The sequence below is a fragment of the Maridesulfovibrio bastinii DSM 16055 genome (assembly GCF_000429985.1).
GTDB lineage: Bacteria > Desulfobacterota > Desulfovibrionia > Desulfovibrionales > Desulfovibrionaceae > Maridesulfovibrio > Maridesulfovibrio bastinii.
In genome coordinates this window covers 155,502-174,545 of record NZ_AUCX01000008.1, presented here as the reverse complement: position 1 = coordinate 174,545, position 19,044 = coordinate 155,502, and the positions used below count along the sequence as shown (strand labels likewise).

The following is a 19,044-nucleotide window of genomic DNA, read 5'->3' as shown; positions in this document are numbered from 1 at the left end:
CAAAATGATGAAGGCTCCAAAAAAAGTTGGAGCCTTCATCATTCATTTACTTTTGGGTTTATATTACTCTGTTATCAGGTTGTTTCCGATACTCAGTTTTATGTTTTCATCCACTATTTTTATTCCCATTTTATCAAGTGTACCAAGCAGTTCTCCAAAAACAAAATCGTCAACGGATATTCCTTTTGCTAGAGTTATTACCAGATAGTTGTTTTCAATTTTTGCGGAAGTCACAGTTTTTGAAGAAAGAGTTGTTTTAACTCTGTACATATTCCTTTTGGATTTAAGCTGTAATTTTACCACAGACGTACCAGAGCCTGACTTCATAGCTTTATTCTGTGCTTTGGAAGCCATTCTCAGGGCTTCAATGCGTGCTTCATTCATAAGCAGAGTTGCAGCATTTGAGGCTACTTCAGAAAGTCCGTCACGGATTGCCATACCAGGTTGCCCCGGAGCGACAATAACCATAAAATCCTGACTTCCTACTGATTTTGTTTCGCCTGCGTTTATGTCATGCAATGAAATCGCTATGGTTGCTTTCAGTTTTCTTGTCACCTGATCAAAGTAGAGTGAGCTGATGCGATAATACAGGATAATTGTTTCTTTCTGGGAGAATTTGTTTTCAACGCTTTTCAAGAGTCGATGATTAATAGCAAATTCTTCTGAATCAGTATCAAAATAGACCCCGACCATAGGGTCGTCATCAGACATTTTCATCCGCTCAAATTCAGGAAGGGTATCAAGTCTGGTCAGCTTAAGTCCTTCTTTATTGGCCCCGGCAATTATGCTGTCTCTTATAGCTCTCTGATAGGAACTGTAAAATACGACAAATGGTCCAAGACCTCTTAATTTCCTTGTTCCGCTGGCATCAGCTCCGTTTAAAATCATGGAAATATCAGCCTGACTTGGCGGTTCTTCCATGATCAGCATTACAACATCAACTGCTCCGCTTTGTGCTCCGCAGCCAAGCTCCTCCAGTCGTCTGTTTATCTTAGTGTCATCCACGCGGACAAGGTATGAAGCTTCAACATGGTCACCGACCTGAGATATTCCCTGAGAAGAAGTTCTTAATATCAGGGCCGCTCTATCATCAATGAGTGATTTTTCACATCTTCCGCCTATTGATCCCGGACTCACTCTTTTCAGATAGTTGCTGATAGCCTGTTTCTCGGCCATAAGTTTGGTCTGTTTTTTTATTTTAAAACTTTTGTGACCTTTTAATGATACTGAAACACCGATATTTTCATAGGCATTACATAAAGATACCGTTGAAAATAAGATCAATATTGTCAGTAGGATTGATTTTTTTAAAATAAAGGTATCCGGCATGTTAATTCCCGTGGCCAAGATTGGTTTTAACTTTTTCATTTTCCAGATCACAGAGTCCTTCATCAGCCCTGTTTGACATGTCAAGAGCAAGAGAGCAGCGGCCTATACCATCAGCCATATCCTGATCTGAACTTTCAAATTCGTTAAATCCATAGCGGTATATTTCAAGAGCCCTTTCAAAGTCTCCTGTGCCTTCAAAGGCAAGGGCAAGATTATAAATTTCATTGGTCATCCCACCAAGTTCAGATTTTGCCTCTTCAGTTAATTCCTGATCTGAGGGAGCATTGAACGGTTCTCTTTGAGCTGCGGGAACGTCCGCCTGACTTAATTCATAATCGGCTTTCATTTTATGCAGCACAGCCTGTTTTTTAGTCTCTTCAAAAGTCAGGTCTTCCAGAAGTTCATCTGCAAGATCTTCATTTCCATCTGTGATGACCAGGGCAAGGTATTTTGTAAGCCCCTGATATGCTCCTGTGAGAAAAAGGGTCTGGGTTTTTTTGTCTTTGCCGTGCATAACAACATCGAATTCTTCCATATGCGGTTGTATAACACTTGTGAGCCTTTTGGATATTGCCTGCGCGATACTGTTTTCCATATTGAGTGATGCCGGAATGCTGTTGTTATTATTTGTTACATCTTTTTCAAGAACAGATTTTTTTTCTGTTTTGGATGTCATATTGAAGAGAGAAGCTAAAGCATTAAATCCGAATCCTTCTTCTGTCTTAAGAGTTTTATCCCTATTATCCTGTTCTTTAAATCCTATTATCTTTAAACTTGTTTTATATTCACCATTCTGGATAACAGCAGGTTTTTTACCTATTTCAAAAACGTGAGCAACTTTTTCAACTTTTCCGTTTCTATCAATTCTATACACGGAAAGGCTCATCATCAGACTTGCTGTGACCGCACGGTAGTGGGATTTATAAAGTTCATCCCATCTTTTTTTAATCAGAGTTTTACGGCAATAAATCGGGTTTCCGTCATCATCAGTCCCGCATACGTATTTTACGGTTTGACGATTGGTCAGGGTCATTTTTTTGGGAATATAGTTTTTATATTCATTGGAAACCTGCCACCAGACCTGACCGTAAAGAATCCCGTCAAGTCGGTGATTTAATCTGGCATTTTGATTAATTCTGGATATCTTTTTTTCCAGATTCAGATCAACGAGTTGGAAATAAGGTTTTTTATAGAGTGCATCTGCTACGCATTTGCGGGCCAGATTACAGACTCTGCTGCCAGCGGAGTATTTTCCGGCGGGTATGTCCGATTCAATCGAGTTGAATGGCAGGATTGCTATTTTACTAAGCCCTGTCAGTTTTATCTCACCGGGTTTTAAAAGGTTTACTTTTACTTTTTGAACGCATCCGCCTGTGAGACATAATAATGCAATTAATGCTGATATAAATAATTGTCTGTTTCGCATTTAGTTCTCCTGAAATCTGCCACGTTTGTAGTTGTCCAGTTTATTTGGATTTTCAATGCTGCTGGAAGCGTTAACCAGTTCTTGTACACGGGTTAGTGAATCTTTCGCACTTTGGTTTTCAGGGTTATAGTCTGAAGCGATTGAGTAATATTCCAAGGCTTCATTTCTATCTCCGAGGATTTCCAGTATTATTCCCATGTTTTCAAAATCAGGAGAAAAGTCCTTTGTAGCTTCAACCAGTTCTGCTTTTCGGTCCTGTTCCAATGCAGCCTGTTTATCGGCATCAGGTTCTTCGTTTATGCGTTTGTCATATTCTGCATTTATTTCAGATGACTCTTTTTCTATTTGTGCGCTTTCCTTATCAAGAATATTACCAAGCCTGTTCAGGGCATCATAAAAAGCTGTTCCTTTAATGAGGGCTACTACAGCGGAATCTCCTTTTTCATTCACAACGAGAGCCCGAGTTTCTTTATGTGGTGAAATATCAGTTGTTATCTGATTGACTGTATTGGTGAATAGCTCCTGCGCAACTGCCGGGTAGGGTGGTTCAGCATTTGATTCGGAATCTCCGCCTGATTTATTCTCAAATTCAAGGTCACTGAATGTTCTGGAATATATGACCTTGTTATTGCTGTCATATATGGTGCAGCTTAAAGAGCCTTTGACCTTGATATTAATGAAAGGAACCAGATTTGTTACCACTCTTGAATTTTGTGATGACACTTTGGAGAACGGAACTCCTTTATCAGTATATCTAGTTGTGAAATTGGTCGTGGTAAGTGTAGTGTTTATTCTGTCCCGACCTTCTGTCCTGTCATAGCTGAAATTTGCTTTGATGATCATTCTGGCTGGTTTTGCCGGCGGGACGATTTTTATATCATAGCCATGTTTTGACCCGGACAGGTCTCTGCCTATCTCCCTTAATCCTTTTGAATTGCAATAGATATTGTCGGCAGCTTTTATATATCCATTGTAATAGAGCTTTGAACTGAAATCATTTTTAATGGTGTTGGCGAATATTGTAGATATTATTCGGGATGTCCTTCTGTTTATACCTGATCCTCTGATTATGATTTCAGGTTCAGGTATTATCATGGTTTGAATTTTACTGACATCCGAAACTACTTTGGGTGGCATTATGTAGTCAGCGTAAACCATTCTTTTTTCGGCATTACAGCCGTATAAAACAGAAAATGTAAGGATTGACAAAAGGCATAACAAAATATGTTTTATGGTAATGTTCATAGTTGTCCCCCGGAACCTAAAGTCTGATTCCCAGACGGTTAGCTGTTTCCTCCAGTCTGGACATAGAGTCTGCTGCTGCATTTATCAGTGATTTATCATCGGCAAGAAGAATTATGGACGTGTAGGCATTATGAATAATTCTGGCGCTATCTTCAGTTATACCACCGGCTTCTTTTGCCATGTAAAACAGATAATAATTGGCAAGATCTTCAGGCATACTTCTTTCAGGCTTTTCATCCTGTTTAGCTTCTTCATTCCATTGGTCGTAAAGCCTTGTAGAAAGTTCGGATAACTTGGCTGGCGGAAGAAGCGGTTTTAACCTTTCTTCTGCCGGCTTGATCCGGTTTGCCCTTAACAGCTGTTTGGCTTCAAAGTCTCCTCCGGATGGAAGTATTACGGGTACATCTCTTCGTTCTTTTGACAGCAGACTGTTTATATTTACAACTATTTCTGCCATGAGCTTGTTGCGTTGTCTCTTCGTGTCACAAGCTATTCTGGTCTGGTGTTTGTTCTGATTACGAATCCATTTTGTATCTTCAGCAGCAACATTGAAGTAAGCCAGCGGTTCAATGTTGTTTACTTCATAAATTGCAACGGCTCCGATAAGGGAAGAGGTATAAGAAGCTCCGTAATCGTGAGTTATATATTCGTGGCTGCTTCCGTTTTTATAAACCTTAGTTTTAGCGTAGTATCTGATGTTGTAATTTATATCCCTCTTATTATCGCATCGGTCTGCCCAGAAAGTATCAAGGCTTAAAATATATTTGGGATTCTTTCCGTTACCGACTTTCAAGTAGCCGGCCTGATTCAATTTTCTGGCTAATTCAGCTGCAAAGCCCGGAGTTTCACGTTTGCTGTTGTTTGTCGGTATTATTCTGACCAGGGAGCCTTGTTTAACAATAGATAGCTTTGAAGGAACCTCAAATTTAACTTCCGCATTGGGTTGTGGACGTTTTAAGGCGCAACCTGTCATCAGCATGCATAATGCGGAGCATGCAATAATAAAAATGCTTTTACACTTCATACCATTCCTCCCCTGAACAATGTATGAAAAATTTTAGTTAAGAGTATATGTTGTCTTCAAGCTGCACTTGTAATCATAAAAAATTACCAGCTGTTTTGTTGAAGAATTCTGCTTTTAAGTCCCTTATTTTTAGCTATGGTAATTTTTAGTCCTGAAATTGTGATTGTCCCTTTCAGCCCCAATTTTTTCAGCATCCGTGTGAAATCGCGTTTAAGTTTTGCTGAGTCTGCACTTGATTTATAAAAAAATTCACTGTGTTTTCTGTAACTGGCAGCGTTTGTTTTTACTCGATGGGCATCATATCCAGTGAATTTTCTGAAGATGTCTTCCATATCCATAACTTGATAATTGTTGAATCCATCGATTGTGAGATCCCATTCCTGCAATCTTCCTCCTTCAGAATCAACATATTGACTGAGTCTTTGGGCAAGAACTTCTCCCACTTCACGTCCTAATATATCTGAAATATCAGCAACAGCTTCACTTTCTTCGTTATGTGAAAATGGTTTTTTTACCGGGCTTGAAGTCTGGGATTTCAAATTAAAGCTGCCCATGCGTGATCCGTCAAAAACAGATAGAAGCCGCCCGTTAACCCGGGGCTGGACCCTGACTGTATTGTCAGTAATCTGTTTATTGGGATAGATTGAAAAAATTATTGCTATATCAATGCCCAGCTCTTTCGCTTTTTTTATGATTTCCGACTCATTTCTTCTTATTGTTTTGTCTACGTTTTCAGTTGATAGGGCGGCTTCATCTTTTACATCAAAGCCTTCATTCAAAAGGGATTGTGAAATTGCGTCTATAACCTGATTGAAAGGGCGGGAATATCTCGGGAGCGACTGCGGATTTGAATCATCGCCTATAATAAGCAGACGTGGCAGATCTGTTGCCTCAGCCTTTATTGTATTTCCAAAGCAGAAGCTTAATATTGTCAATAGTAATACCATATAGCGCATTGAATGATATCCTCCTTTAATAAGGGATCAGATAAAAATAGCGAATCGAATTATTAAATTTTAATATATTATTAAGAGCATAACGACAATACAAATTTGTATGATTTTGGCGGTTTGAATAGATTTAAGCTTAATATAAGTTTAAGTAAAATTACTTTTGCGAGTTTTAAATTATGCGTATTTTTTGAAATATGCTTTGGCCTGAGCGCTTGGAAGGCTTTAATATTCACAATTGGTTAACCGGAAAATAACTTATTAATTGATAACTATTGTAAAGCAAAGAAAGCTCTCCCGGATATTTCAGGAGAGCTTTAGGATATATGAAAAATTATCTGCTCGTTAAGTATCGATTCAATGAAGTTATGGAGTTGTTATTATCCCATTATAGTCTGGGTATGCTTATTTTAAAAGATGTTTAAAAGTTGATTCCGGTACTAATTGGTATAGGTGTTCCCAGTCTTGGCTTTTGTATAGTTCACGCACCAACGAAGCACTTATTATTAGATTTTTAAATTTTATTCTCGGTATTTCAATAAGTTTTATTCCATAATCCGGGCAGATTCTTTTCAGATGCTTATTATGCTGAGCTGTAATTTTACACAGAGGTTCTTCTCCGACAAATCGACGGGTTATGCCCAGTAATGGTGCTATGTGGGTGCAGAATGGTAAAATATCCTGCGTGGCATCAATATGTAAATCCTGACAATTTTCTTTATTAAAGTATTCAGGAAATGATTCAGCTGAAACCATGAATGATCCTGAAGGCAGTACTGTCACATTTTTAAGTTCTTTAACCCCTTCTTTTACAAGCCTGATTCTGGTCTCAAACGGGAAAAAAGACTTATCTTCCTGAACCACAAAAATATAAAGATGATCAACTTGGGAGGCCGCTATGTTTACAAGGTGCGCATGTCCTGCTGTAAAAGGATTTGCGTTCATCACGGTTGCCCCGATTACAGGATTCTTCTTGTCAGAAATAAAAATATTATCTTTTAAAAAATCAAGATAGGCTGAAAGCTCAGGACGCAATATCTCGGAAGTATTCGTATTTGCAATTTTTATTGGGGAAATTTTTTTAGTTTTTGCGATAGGATTTTTGCTACATATAACTGGCAGAATATTATGGAAAATTTTCTGTGAGAATATTCTATTTCCGTTGTATGCAAAGTGATCCTGATCAAAAAAAAGTTCACCGTAGCCGTGGGGACGTTCGAAAATTTTTCTTAAGTCTAAAAATTGTATTCCGTAGCGTTTATATTCAGCAATATCATAGAATTTGTGGACTTTAATTGGAGTAGAGTCATCTGCACCATCAGACGGAATGAACATTCTGTTATTCAAAGCAATTACAATATCACCTGAAGAAATATCAGCATTCCATATTCTCATGAGGTTGCAGTTAAGAGTCGCGGCTCGGACTCCATAATTTTGAACGATCCAGGTACTGGTTTCAGGATTATTATGCTTTAAGGCATTTACTGAATGTTGAATAAAACTTGGAATAGTGTGATTGTCCTCACATCCGAATCCGTATATTTCTGAAGCCCCGAAAACATGTATAGTCCTGTCAGCTTTTTCAGGTTGCTCTGTTGTAAGTCTTTTCCCTGCAATTACATTTACCCATTTGCTTTTAAACTCTCCTTGAAAAGGAAATCCATTTGAATCACGTGCAACTTTAACATCTTCAAAAATATTGTTTATATATTGTTCGTTGAATGATTTTAATTCTCCATATATAATACTTTTGTTCAGGTAATAGTTTCGCAGCCATTCAATGCGCTCGCCGACATATTCTTTGCCTATTTCGTTAGGATCGAATTTTATTGATGTAAGGAATTTTTCGTGTTCAGAGAGATTCTCAACCCATGATAAGGATGGGGTAAAAACTAGTAGAAAGTGCGCACCACGGTTCCTGCATATTTCCTGAGCGGCCTGAATAGAAGATAGGTATAAGGATTCACTCCAGCTGATATCAGCCAGAAATTCCGCTCCACCAGAAAAATCAGCGATTGGTCCACATTCTTTTGGATAATCTTTATCAATGTACTCGCTGCACAATTGACAGGAAGGGACAGCACAGCCGTAGCATTTTATTCTCATTTTATGCCTTCAAGTAATGTTAAAAAGTCAGCCTGCGGTTATTCTTTAATATAAATTAAAAAATGGTGTTTTCGTTGAATCCTATTGATTATATAAAAAAAGGTAATTCTCTTCTGCAACAAAATTTATTTACTGAAGCAGAGGATGTTTTTAAAAGCTGTTTAAAGCTTTTTCCCAAAAATGTCGGGGTAAAAGAGCGTTTGGCATTCACAGCCTTCAGCAGAAAAGCATACGATGATGCTTACGTGCGCTATTCATCTCTAGTCAATGAGAATCCCGAAAATATTTCAGGATATATAGGCTCTGCTAATGTTCTTTTAAAGCAGGGGTTATTATCCGATGCAAAATCAGTTCTGAAAGATTGTCAGAAGCTTTTTCCTGGGAATTTGCGTTTGACAGAAAGGCTTGGACATATAGCCATATCTGAAGGTGATTATGACGAAGCTTATATTTATTATTCTTCTTTGATTAAAGATCACCCCGAAAACATTTCAGGCTATTTAGGATTAAGTAATGTCCTGCTTATTCTTAATTTTTTTGATGAAGCTGAAGAATGTTTAGGAATTTGCGTTAACAATTTCCCTGATAATCTTTTTGCTAAAGACCGTTACGCTAATGTTGCCTTAAAAAAACATAATTATGAAGAAGCGTATATCAGGTATAGTCAAATTATTAGTATAGATCATGAAAAAATAAGTGCATATATCGGGCTTGCTGTTGTTTTATTCCAACAAAAGTTATTGGCTGAAGCTGAAGAACTTCTTGAATTTTGCAAAGAGAATTTATCTAAAAATCTTGGTATAGATAATCTTTATGCTAAAGTAGCTTTCAATAAGCTTGAGTATGACGAAGCCTTTAAACGGTATTCTAAATTGATTGATGATTTTCCGAATATTCCTACTGGGTATATCGGACAGGGTCATGTTTTACTTGAAAAACAATTTAATAATGCTGCAGAAAAGATATTTGAAAATTGCATAAAAATGTTTCCTGATAGCTTTGAGGCTAAAGAAAGGTATGCCTATATTGCATTTAGAAACAAGGATTATGAAAAAGCCTATGCCAGATATTCAGATTTAGAAGCTAACTATCCTGATAAAGTTATTTGTTCTGTATGGAAATTGCGGTCTCTACTGTCTCTTGGGTTGTATGGTGAATTTGAAAATGCTGTGCGTAAATTCCGGGATAAGTATAAAGGGTGTCCGAGTCTGTACTCCAATATTATATATATCTATAATACTTATATAAGTTATGGCATCTACCAGCACTTGCCTTCTTTTACCAAGATGGCCTCCTCCGCAATGGAGCATATCGATAAATATATGACAGATGATATTCTGCCATGTTTTGATAGGATAGAACTTTTCCATGGTCTGCTTCTTAGTGCCAAAAATTATTCTTTAAATGAAATTGGCAGATTCTCAATAGATAGAGGTACGAAAACTATAGCCGTATTCGGGGATTCAAGTGTGGTTACCACACTATATCGTCCAGACCATTTTGTAGCGCGTGGCTTTAATCCTGTCTTTTTTTCTCTTGGAGGTGCGACTATCACCGGGATAGGAAGCTCAAAATCAAAGCTCGGTCTTTTCGAAAAAATTAAAAAATTTGCAATAGAAAATAAGCCCCAGTATGTGGTTCTCAAGTTCGGGCAGGGGGATATAGAGTTTGGATACTATTATAGAAAATTTCTTAAGAACGAATCTGATCTAGATTATGTTCAGTTCTGCGAGTTTTTAATTGAAACGTATCAAAAAAGAATTTTAATTCTGCAGGAATTAACCAATGTGATTGTTCATGGTATAGATCTTCCAAGCCTGATTGAAAGAAAAAAATGCGCTAAAAATACAGTTGATGTGATTACAAAAGATAAAGTATATGAGGGAGATCTTTCCCTTTTTGATGAGTTGGTGGCCGTACAGCCTTCTATAAGTGAGAGAACGGCAATTTCATTGAGATTTAATTCTATGTTGAAAGATATGTGTCATAGAATCGGATGCTTTTATGCTGATACGGAAGATATCTTTCTTGCTGAAGATGGAAAAACTATTGATGTTTATTATCAACCTGACTTTGATCATCATTACAAAACAACTGCCAGAATAAAAGAAAAATCAATAGACAAGGTTCTTGAAATTGTGATGTGCTTTTTATAGTTTTTTTAGATTGTTACAACTTTATTTCGTCCGTTTTTCTTGGCTTCATACAGGGCTTTGTCTGCCCTGATGAATAAGTCATGTCCGCTTTCATGTGGACTTTCAAGTTCAGCAATTCCAATGCTGACAGTGCAGTTAAAAGACTTATTTTTGGGATCCTCAAAAACTATATCTTCTATGCTGCTACGAATACGTTCGGCGACATTCTCGGCCTGTCTGATATTACTTCCCAGCAGTAATATGGAAAACTCTTCGCCTCCCATGCGGGCAACGATATCAATATCCCTTGATAACTGGGAACATTTTTCAGCAATCTGAGAGATGACCATATCTCCTGTGGGGTGTCCGTAGGTGTCATTAATGTTTTTAAAACTATCTATATCAAGTACTAATAAAGACAATTTAAGATTTGTTCTTACAGCCCGGTGTATTTCATAATCCAGAAGGTTCATGAAATAACGACGGTTTTTTGTTCCTGTTAATGGATCCGTATTTGAAAGTTCCTTGAGCTCGTTTTCAAGATGATATCTCAGAAGGTAATCATGAGCCTGCACACTTTGAATGATGACAGCCAGTAAAGCTGCCGGCCAAATTAACAATGCGTAGTGTAAATGTGGAAAATTATGGACAAATCCTAATGTACCAGCAAGATGCGGTAACGCGGATGACAAAATAGTATAGCTGTAGTTTGTCAGTATGGAAAAGCATTTAAAAAGCAGCACAGCAACAAGCATGCAGTACATGAATCCTGCAAGTCCATATGTCATACCACCATTCAAACGGTTTAAAATTTCGATAAATAGCAATTCACTTATTAGGCATACTGCAATAGTACAAGTTGTTAACCAGCGGGATATTTTTTTTGCTAAGATAAAAACAAATATGAAAAAGAAATTAGTCAAAAAGAGTAAGCGCAGTGATAGTGTCTTTTCTGCTCCCACAGGATCAATAATCCTGTCCCAGTACCAGAGGGAAGCCCATAAAAGTGTACAAACTGTGATTACAACTATGGCATTGAGCCGGTAATCCGTATATTTCTGTTGCAGGAATTTTTTTGTGGGGCAAAAAAGGAATTTAATCTGTTCAAGTGTGGTCATTGGAATTTCAAAAGCAGCTGAGGTCTTGTCGCAAATTTTTATGCTGTCTTGAGTATTTCCATAGAGATTTCTCATTCAGTAAGCCTTTGATGCCGGTTAATGATTACAGTGTATTTTTTATAGTTATCTTTGCCAGATAGACCAATTTACATTAACATCGTATTATTTGTTTTACGGGAAGGTAAAATATAAGCTTACATAATTATATTAATTGTTGCTATATATAATCATGAGCAATGCTTATAATATTTACACCTCGAATTGTTAATAATTCATTTAAGGACTTAATTTTAAATCAGTTTTCAAGATTGCTGTGATAAGGTCATGTGGAGTAGAGGGAATGGCATACCCTGACCGTCAAATTGTGACTTTCCTATAATTCGAAATCCAATGGTTTTATAAAATTTAATTGCTTTTTCGTTCTGCTCATTCACGTCAACCATTGTTACTCCAAATACCTGTATGGCATGGCGACATAAACTTGAGCCTACACCCTGTCTCATGTAGTCAGGCGATATAAATAACATTTCAAGCTTATTTCCAGATATCCCACAAAAACCAATAATTTCATCATCGCTGTTTTTAGCACATACTAGTTTTACCGCTTTGAAATATTCTTCAAGAATAAGCGGGCGCAACGTTCTGATATCATTCTCCGTTAAAAAGTGGTGCGTTGCCCGGACAGATGATTCCCAAATTTGAATAAGCTCAGAGTAATTCTGTTTGCTAGCTGCTATTATTTTCATAACTTTGAGTGTCTATAGATTCTTTAATAGTTTTTTAAGTGTTTGGAAGTTTCAGTTGTAAAGTTTTATATGTAATTTATAAAGAGCTTCAGCATCTCTTTGAATGTCGTAGTTTGTGCTTCCGAATTTAAATTTCTTAGGTTAAAATAAATACATGCAGAAAATTGATGTTCTTATCAATGCTTATGGTAAACCTTATCAGACAGCACTTTCTTTACTTTCACTTATAAAGCACAGTAGAAAGTGGATTGACCGTATCTGGTTTGTTGCTGACAGGCCTGATGAAACTAAAAATCTCGGGCCTCAGTTTGTTTTGCAAATGTTGCCCAATGTTACAGTGTATAAGCCTCAGGAATGGCGCTGGGTAAATAATATAGATGAAAGTCTTTTAGGAGACGAGAAATACAGATATTCCATTAGATATCAGTATGGATGGGAACATAGTGATAAAGATTATGTTCTTATTATCCATAATGATGTTTATTTTAAAGGAGACGCAATCGGTTTATTAATGGATCGAATAGGGGACTGCATTGCAGCTGGCGAAATTGGATTATGTGTACAGTGTCCAGCTTATCATCATAAAAAATGTTCTCCTGAAAAATATCTTGAATTTCGTCCGGATCTTAAAGAATTTGTTGCTATGGCTAAAGATCCCAAGGGATATCTGCCAACTGATGCCGTCAATTATATGGTCTGCCCGTCACTTCATAGTAAACCATGGCCGTTGCCTAGCTGCAGGGTAAACGAGTGGTGCGCACTCATAAATTTAAAAAAAGCCAGACCAATCACAAGTCCTTTTGGTTCGGCCAGACCTTTCGGCGCTCATGTTTTTGAAGGGGTAATGAGTAAAACAGCAGAAGATCAGCCATGGGAAGAATATAAAAGCTATCTCGGCATTAAGTATGACACCGGTATGGCCTGGTTTAGAGATGTGCATCATGCCGGGTATATCTGCGCCCATCAGAGTTTATCAGGGGTAATGGATCACTGGACTGGGCATAAGTCACTTTTTAATTCAAAGCTGTATGAAGCTAATGAATTACGGGCGAAAAAAATCCTTGAAGCTGAATTCAGATTGAAGTTCAGTTAAATCAGGGGCGCAGATATTTTGTCTGAATTTATTTATGCCGAGGCTAATTCTTTTCAGCCATCAGTACAAATTTTCCATATTGTTTAAGTGAACCATCCTGATTTTGTTTGCTGACAACTCCATTTTGAAAAAATCTAGGATTATTGAAACCATTAGTGCTCAGTATGCGGACTAGCTCTTCAGGATCGAAACCGCTGTGTGGAACAGGCTGATCTCCATGAAAACTACCATCTTCAGTTAGCAGGTCGCCAAGGATTACGGAGCCGCCATTCTTGAGTGCAAAGTTCATATCACTGAACAATGCATTGATATCATCAATATGGTGCATGGCCATAAACGATACGATGAGATCAACGGTGTTGCCGGGCATTGTTGTTTCACGCAGGGGCGAGTTCGAAACAATTATATTTTTCAGACCGGATTCTTTAATTTTATCCTGTAAAACAGAAAGCATTGATGATGAGTTATCGAGCATGAACATTTTTTGTACCTTAGGTGCAAGCGGCAACCCGATAAGTCCTGTTCCACATCCAAAATCAAGCGCAACACTGTCTTTTTTGAAGGTATAGTTCTTTTCAATTTCAGACTTAAATTCTGCAGCCATACGAGTGATTTCTGAGCGTTGGTCCCAAACTTTGGCAGATTCTACAAATGCGTCTTTTGACAAGGTGGTCTCCTTTATATCAAGCAGGGGTAATTCTGATATCTGAGTGTCTTTTTTGTTAGGCAGATTTTGTTGCCGTGGTTAGATTGTAAACTGAAATCAGTGTTACTAATCTTTAATACGTTTTAATTAAAGTGCGTATATCTTTATTCCGTTAAACTTTCAACGCTCTGAATATGCTGGCCGTGCGGATATCTGTGTCGGTAAATGTCAGCATATCCCTTGGCCTTAGCCTGCTTTCCTAAGAGGAGAGAGCAGCGGACCGCGCAGTACAGGGCATTTTCGTATTTAGGATTATGCGTGTATTCCTCGATTATTTTATCATATATTTTAAGAGCTTCTTTTGCATCGTTTCTATAGTAGAAATATAAAGATGCAATTTGTAATAAAATTTCACCTTCAACATTTTTGTCCTCAGTTATTTCTTTGGCGATCATCAGTGCTGTTTCAGCATCGTGATGGCGTCCGGCATCTGCCAGATAATGAGAATAGTTTATAATCCAGCGAACAAGAATTTCATTTAGTTGGGAGCGTTCTTTCAACGATGGCGGAATGGCTATGGAAGTTATGTTTTTAAGTTTTTCATGTGCTTTTAAAAGACCGCTTGATTCGTTAAAAGAAAATGGGGGCAGCGGATTTCTTCCGGCATAAGCTGCGGTCATCTGGCCAGCTTCAAGTGGACTGCTGTTTTTCTCTATGTGAACATCAACACGTCCCTCATCGAGAAAGTAAAATCCGGCTTCACCGTTCTGGGTCACAGTTATATCAGTCCCTCTTATCCCGACATATCCAGTGGGAGTTCCTAAACGTGAGCCTTTTTGTTTAACGAATATTGCCCTGAATGCTCCCCGCAGAATTGTTCCTATAATACTCTTGTCCTGCTCAAGTTCATCACCAAGTACAAATTCCGAATTGTCGCTGAAGCTTATGGAGGAACCGTCGTCAAGGTGTATCAAGGCTTTACCGTCAGCTCCGGTCTTAATAACATCGCCCGGACTTATTTTTTGACCTAAAACTGCTGTGACAAAAAAATCCTGTCCAGTTCGTTGCAGCTCAACTTTTCCCTGTAATTCCTCAAAATAGGCAGCATAAGATAAGGAAACAGTAACAGCCAAAATTAATATGGCAGAGCAAAGCGTGCAGCTGATAACTTTAACCATTACTTTTTCCTCCATACATATCGTAATTTTAAACAATCTTAATATTTGTATTGAAGCATAACAATAATTTAATGAATATCCAGCAGTTATACATTATAACTTTATCATACATAAAGTCGTTTATAAATAAAAAAGCCAGCGTTTAAGCTGGCTATATTTATATTCTGGTAGAGAATTCTTACTCAATAAATCCTTTAGCACGCATTTTATTTTCATTAACAAATCTGGCCATTCCTGTTTTCATATTACTAAATCCCTGCTTGATATAAAATCCTTCCTTACCGGGTGAAGCATACAATAAAATGTTATATCCTTTTAATTTTTCTAAAATAGAATCAATTATCAATGCTCCAAGTTTATGCCCCTGATAATCAGGCAGAATAGCGCAATCGTAAATTGCAGCCTGATATGCTCCATCGGAAATAGCCCTTCCAAAGCCGATCAGCTTATCATCATCAAAGATGAAAACAACAACCTGACTGTTTTTAAATGCCTTGGAATGAATTTCAGGTTCATGATAACCCATCCCGACTGCTTTTAGAATTTCAACTACAAGGTTCCAGTCGATATCAGTGCAGTCACTCTTAATTTTTATATTCATAATTTCTTTTAATATATTTTAAGTTATTGTGGAAGTTTTTTAGCAAGGCATTTGAGACAGAATATCATGCATCTTGCATCTTTGAGTTAACTTCTAATTAATACAGCCAAGAATCTAAAAATGAAAGCCTATAGCTAGTGCTAGAAATTTATCCAGTGGATAATTTATCGATTGCTCAAACAGATGTAGGTGTTTTGACCGACAGACAATAGTTGAGAAGTGAAATATGATTAAAAAATTTAATTAAGTGAGTATCTAAGATTATGCCAATTGTAATGCCGATAAATATTGAGAAGTCGTGAGTCTGCTGATGAAAATTAATTCTGATACAATATGGGAAATTTTTTTGGGCATTTTGATTGTTCTGATCGGTGTCCTGTATATTGGAAACAGTTTTGTTAACTGGTCAAGTGAGACATCTGGAGACATTGATATAACATACGATCAGGCTGAAGATTTTCTGCGAAATTCAAACAGTTTTATAGTAAAAGGTGATCTTGATAAGTGGATACAGAAACCTTCCGTATGGGTTGGAGATAAATATATTGGTAACTTAAGAGATAAAGGTATTTTAGACTGGCAGATTATTTTTCTGATCGGTAAAGACGAAGTGTTCAATATCTCTTATGGTGAAACCGGAGATTCCGCCCCAAAGCTTTGCACAACAGATAGTTATACTTCAACCAGATATGCCTATCATTATGCAGACAATGGGGTAGCCGGATACGCTGAAAAGACATCAATAAAACTTAATGATGGTTCCGAAGAATATGCCTATTTTTTTTATGATGCAGATTTGAAGCGTAAAAAGTATTTCTATCCTACCAAGGATGGATGGTCTATTTACAGTACTGCTGGAAAAATTTTAGTAGATGCGGATTATACATATAATTCCTTTACAAACGAATACGTTATAACTGTGACAACACTTGATAACGGTGTAGACCTCAAGGATAAAATATTTTTATGCTCCATGGTTATGGCTTCAATAGAAGGAAACCACCATCAAGGATAGTTAGAGCTTGATCCTTTCTTTTTGAATTTTAATAATTATCTTTGCAAATTATTATCAGCTTTCTGTCAGACATATTTTATTTCGAAAACATGCTTGACCTATCTCCTTATACCTCTATTTGAGTGTGCGATTTTATTGTACTTATTGCTTATACTTTAATTGTCCCGTATAGCTTCAATAATATTATTCATTATATCATTAACTTGTGCCGTGATATTGGAGTTCCCACTTATGAACTATATCGGGATTTGTGCTATAGCTCGTGATGAGAATTATTTTATAAAAGATTGGATTCAGTTTCATGTGTTGGCTGGTGTTGAAAAGTTTATTATTTATGACAATGAAAGCAGGACTCCATTACGCGAGACTTTAGCAGAATATATAGAATGCGGCCTTGTTCAGCTTTATGAAATAAAGGGTATTTCCCCGCAGCAGCAGGCATATCAGCATTGTCTTGATAATCACGGTTTTGATTTCAGATGGCTGGCTTTTATTGACATTGATGAATTTATTGTTCTGAAAAAGAATGAGAATATTCACTCTTTACTGGTTTGCTATGAAGACTACGCCGCTCTGGCTATCAATTGGGTTATGTTCGGTTCGAGCGGCTATATCAATAATCCGCCTGTTCCAATCGCTCTGCATTTAAAAGAATTAGTCACTTATAAGATGCCAAATTCAACTATCAAGTCTATTGTTCAGCCAAGGTATGTTGAAAGGGCGAATCTAAGCCCTCATTTTTTTAGTTATGTTGCAGGTCGTAATGCTGTAAATGAATTCTACATCCCTGTTCACGGTAACAACAGCCCTGTAAGCACGCAGCTTATACAGCTTAATCATTACATCTACCGGGGTCAGCGTGAGTATCAGAACAAAGTTGATCGCTGGCACTATAATCATGATGATCTGCCCCATGAAAACCTTTGGGAAGATTTTTTCAGGCATATTTCATATAAAAAAGAACCTGATGAAAGTGTTGTTTTATTTGCTTCCAAATTAGCTAGGCTGATGAAACTTGGTAGAGTCGAAGTTTTTTCAGAACTTAATAATCATGGTCTGGAATCAAAGAAGCTGTATGAAATTATAGATTCTGTTTCAGAAGCTATAGGCCGTAAATACTATGATTTTGCTTTAAAATTGATTGTGATGGCTGAAATGCTGCATCCTGATCACTTGGAACTCACCCAGCTAAAAGCAGAAGCTCTGTTGCTCAAAGGTGAAGCAGAAAAGTCTATAGCTGTAGTTCAAAATATCTTAAAGGATAGATTTTGGTGGGAAGGATATATAATTTTATATTATTGTTATAAATATACCGGTAATATTAAATTATGCAGTGGATTGAAATATTACCTAAAAGATTTGATTAAAGTTGCTGAAAAACAGTCTGCCGAAGTGCCAGAATCTGTAAGGGCGTTGTTTAAGGATAATTCTTTACAGAATTAATTACAGGTATCTTAAAATTTAAAATGTTGAAAATGAATTATGGTGGATTCCTGAATGCTTGTTAATATAACTATGACTGCGTTTAACAGAATTGATTGTACGGTGAGATCCATTCTGGCCCTGCACAAAAATTCAGGATTCCCATTTTGTCTGACAGTTGTTGATAATAATAGTTCTGACGAAACTTCTTCTGTTTTGAATGATTTAAAAGAGAAGAATCTGGTGCATAATCATGTGCGTTTTAAAGATAATATGGGGCCTTCCTGCTCAACTAATTATGGCTGGGATTTACAACCTGCTGACTATTACATCAGGATTGATAATGACATTGTCATCCAGCGAAAAGGCTGGCTGAGAGAATTTGTCTTCCTTATGAATAAGTATTCGAGCCTGAATTTATTGTCTTTCCCCATATTCAATTCCGAAACAGATTATTCTGAAATTCTGATAAGTGGCACTGATCGTCTTTTATTTAAAAACGGGTCACATCCGGGAGGGTTGTTTTGTATTCCTAAAAGGGTTTTTGAAACTCTGGGGTACTGGAATGAAGAATATGGTTCATTCGGGGTTGAAGACGGAGACTATACTTTAAGAGTTGATCTTTCTGATATGATAAGAGGGTATTTTCCGGATTTTACATGGGGAGAACACATTGGAACCAGTGATGGGAATATTGAAGGTTATGTTGATTTCAAAAAAGCGCGGCAGCACGATCAGACCAGCCCTACAGGATTGTTTATGGTCAATGAGCTGCTATATGATCTCGGTTTAAAAAGTCTTTATGTTGATAAAAGATATATAACCCAGATTGAAGACGGTCTGATAATACATAAAATTGATACTGAAAAAGAAGCTATAAATCTCAAGTGGCAGGAAGCGGCGCGTAAGTTTATAGAAAACGATAAAACCGATCACTCCTCGAAACAGGAAGCTAGAGAGATAATAACCAAATATTATAATGAGCTGTGAGGTATTAGATAGAGCATTGA

At 37.2% G+C, this 19,044-nt stretch carries 16 protein-coding genes; 5 read left to right on the top strand and 11 right to left on the bottom strand.

The window, feature by feature from the left end:
* Positions 1-63: 63 nt before the first annotated feature.
* The 6 genes from G496_RS0104045 to G496_RS20405 form a co-directional block, all read right to left on the bottom strand.
* Positions 64-1,176: a hypothetical protein gene (locus tag G496_RS0104045; protein WP_156900587.1), complete on the bottom strand. Its 1,113-nt coding sequence runs from the start codon at positions 1,174-1,176 to the stop codon at positions 64-66.
* 154 nt (positions 1,177-1,330) lie between these two features.
* Complete coding sequence (locus G496_RS0104040; RefSeq protein ID WP_027178151.1) at positions 1,331-2,755, bottom strand: hypothetical protein; 1,425 nt, start codon at positions 2,753-2,755, stop codon at positions 1,331-1,333.
* Positions 2,756-4,000, bottom strand: a complete 1,245-nt coding sequence (locus G496_RS0104035) for a hypothetical protein (protein ID WP_027178150.1) — start codon at positions 3,998-4,000, stop codon at positions 2,756-2,758. It lies immediately after the preceding gene.
* A 16-nt stretch (positions 4,001-4,016) separates the two neighbouring features.
* Positions 4,017-5,024 carry a hypothetical protein gene (locus G496_RS0104030; RefSeq protein WP_027178149.1) on the bottom strand — a complete coding sequence of 336 codons (1,008 nt, stop codon included), beginning with the start codon at positions 5,022-5,024 and terminating at the stop codon, positions 4,017-4,019.
* A gap of 83 nt (positions 5,025-5,107) precedes the next feature.
* Positions 5,108-5,980 carry a hypothetical protein gene (locus G496_RS0104025; RefSeq protein ID WP_027178148.1) on the bottom strand — a complete coding sequence of 291 codons (873 nt, stop codon included), beginning with the start codon at positions 5,978-5,980 and terminating at the stop codon, positions 5,108-5,110.
* Positions 5,981-6,379: 399 nt separating this feature from the next.
* On the bottom strand, positions 6,380-8,080 hold the full coding sequence (locus G496_RS20405) for an adenylyltransferase/cytidyltransferase family protein (protein WP_051294820.1): 1,701 nt from the start codon (positions 8,078-8,080) through the stop codon (positions 6,380-6,382).
* A 74-nt stretch (positions 8,081-8,154) separates the two neighbouring features.
* Between G496_RS20405 and G496_RS0104015 the strand changes: the two genes are divergently transcribed.
* Positions 8,155-10,236 carry a tetratricopeptide repeat protein gene (locus tag G496_RS0104015; RefSeq protein WP_027178147.1) on the top strand — a complete coding sequence of 694 codons (2,082 nt, stop codon included), beginning with the start codon at positions 8,155-8,157 and terminating at the stop codon, positions 10,234-10,236.
* Positions 10,237-10,241: 5 nt separating this feature from the next.
* Here the strand turns inward: G496_RS0104015 and G496_RS20400 are convergent, their stop codons facing one another.
* Both G496_RS20400 and G496_RS0104005 read right to left on the bottom strand, forming a co-directional pair.
* Positions 10,242-11,408 carry a GGDEF domain-containing protein gene (locus G496_RS20400; RefSeq protein WP_051294819.1) on the bottom strand — a complete coding sequence of 389 codons (1,167 nt, stop codon included), beginning with the start codon at positions 11,406-11,408 and terminating at the stop codon, positions 10,242-10,244.
* Between the two features lie 227 nt (positions 11,409-11,635).
* On the bottom strand, positions 11,636-12,079 hold the full coding sequence (locus G496_RS0104005) for a GNAT family N-acetyltransferase (protein WP_027178146.1): 444 nt from the start codon (positions 12,077-12,079) through the stop codon (positions 11,636-11,638).
* Between the two features lie 154 nt (positions 12,080-12,233).
* On the opposite strand from G496_RS0104005, the gene G496_RS0104000 reads away from it, so the two are divergent.
* Positions 12,234-13,172: a hypothetical protein gene (locus G496_RS0104000; protein ID WP_027178145.1), complete on the top strand. Its 939-nt coding sequence runs from the start codon at positions 12,234-12,236 to the stop codon at positions 13,170-13,172.
* Positions 13,173-13,215: 43 nt separating this feature from the next.
* Here the strand turns inward: G496_RS0104000 and G496_RS18770 are convergent, their stop codons facing one another.
* The 3 genes from G496_RS18770 to G496_RS0103985 all read right to left on the bottom strand — a co-directional run bounded on the left by G496_RS18770 (position 13,216) and on the right by G496_RS0103985 (position 15,597).
* The gene (locus G496_RS18770) at positions 13,216-13,839 is read right to left on the bottom strand and encodes a class I SAM-dependent DNA methyltransferase (protein WP_051294818.1); all 624 of its coding nucleotides are present in this window, start codon (positions 13,837-13,839) and stop codon (positions 13,216-13,218) included.
* A 143-nt stretch (positions 13,840-13,982) separates the two neighbouring features.
* Positions 13,983-14,996 (bottom strand): FecR family protein, encoded by a 1,014-nt coding sequence (locus G496_RS20395; RefSeq protein WP_027178144.1) that lies wholly within the window; start codon positions 14,994-14,996, stop codon positions 13,983-13,985.
* Between the two features lie 178 nt (positions 14,997-15,174).
* Positions 15,175-15,597 (bottom strand): GNAT family N-acetyltransferase, encoded by a 423-nt coding sequence (locus G496_RS0103985; RefSeq protein ID WP_027178143.1) that lies wholly within the window; start codon positions 15,595-15,597, stop codon positions 15,175-15,177.
* Positions 15,598-15,907: 310 nt separating this feature from the next.
* Here G496_RS0103985 and G496_RS0103980 point away from each other — a divergent pair, with 310 nt between their 5' ends.
* The 3 genes from G496_RS0103980 (at position 15,908) to G496_RS20385 (ending at position 19,024) form a co-directional block, all read left to right on the top strand.
* The gene (locus G496_RS0103980) at positions 15,908-16,612 is read left to right on the top strand and encodes a hypothetical protein (protein WP_027178142.1); all 705 of its coding nucleotides are present in this window, start codon (positions 15,908-15,910) and stop codon (positions 16,610-16,612) included.
* A gap of 231 nt (positions 16,613-16,843) precedes the next feature.
* On the top strand, positions 16,844-18,055 hold the full coding sequence (locus tag G496_RS20390; RefSeq protein ID WP_051294817.1) for a glycosyltransferase family 92 protein: 1,212 nt from the start codon (positions 16,844-16,846) through the stop codon (positions 18,053-18,055).
* A 54-nt stretch (positions 18,056-18,109) separates the two neighbouring features.
* The gene (locus G496_RS20385) at positions 18,110-19,024 is read left to right on the top strand and encodes a glycosyltransferase family 2 protein (protein WP_051294816.1); all 915 of its coding nucleotides are present in this window, start codon (positions 18,110-18,112) and stop codon (positions 19,022-19,024) included.
* Positions 19,025-19,044 lie beyond the last annotated feature (20 nt).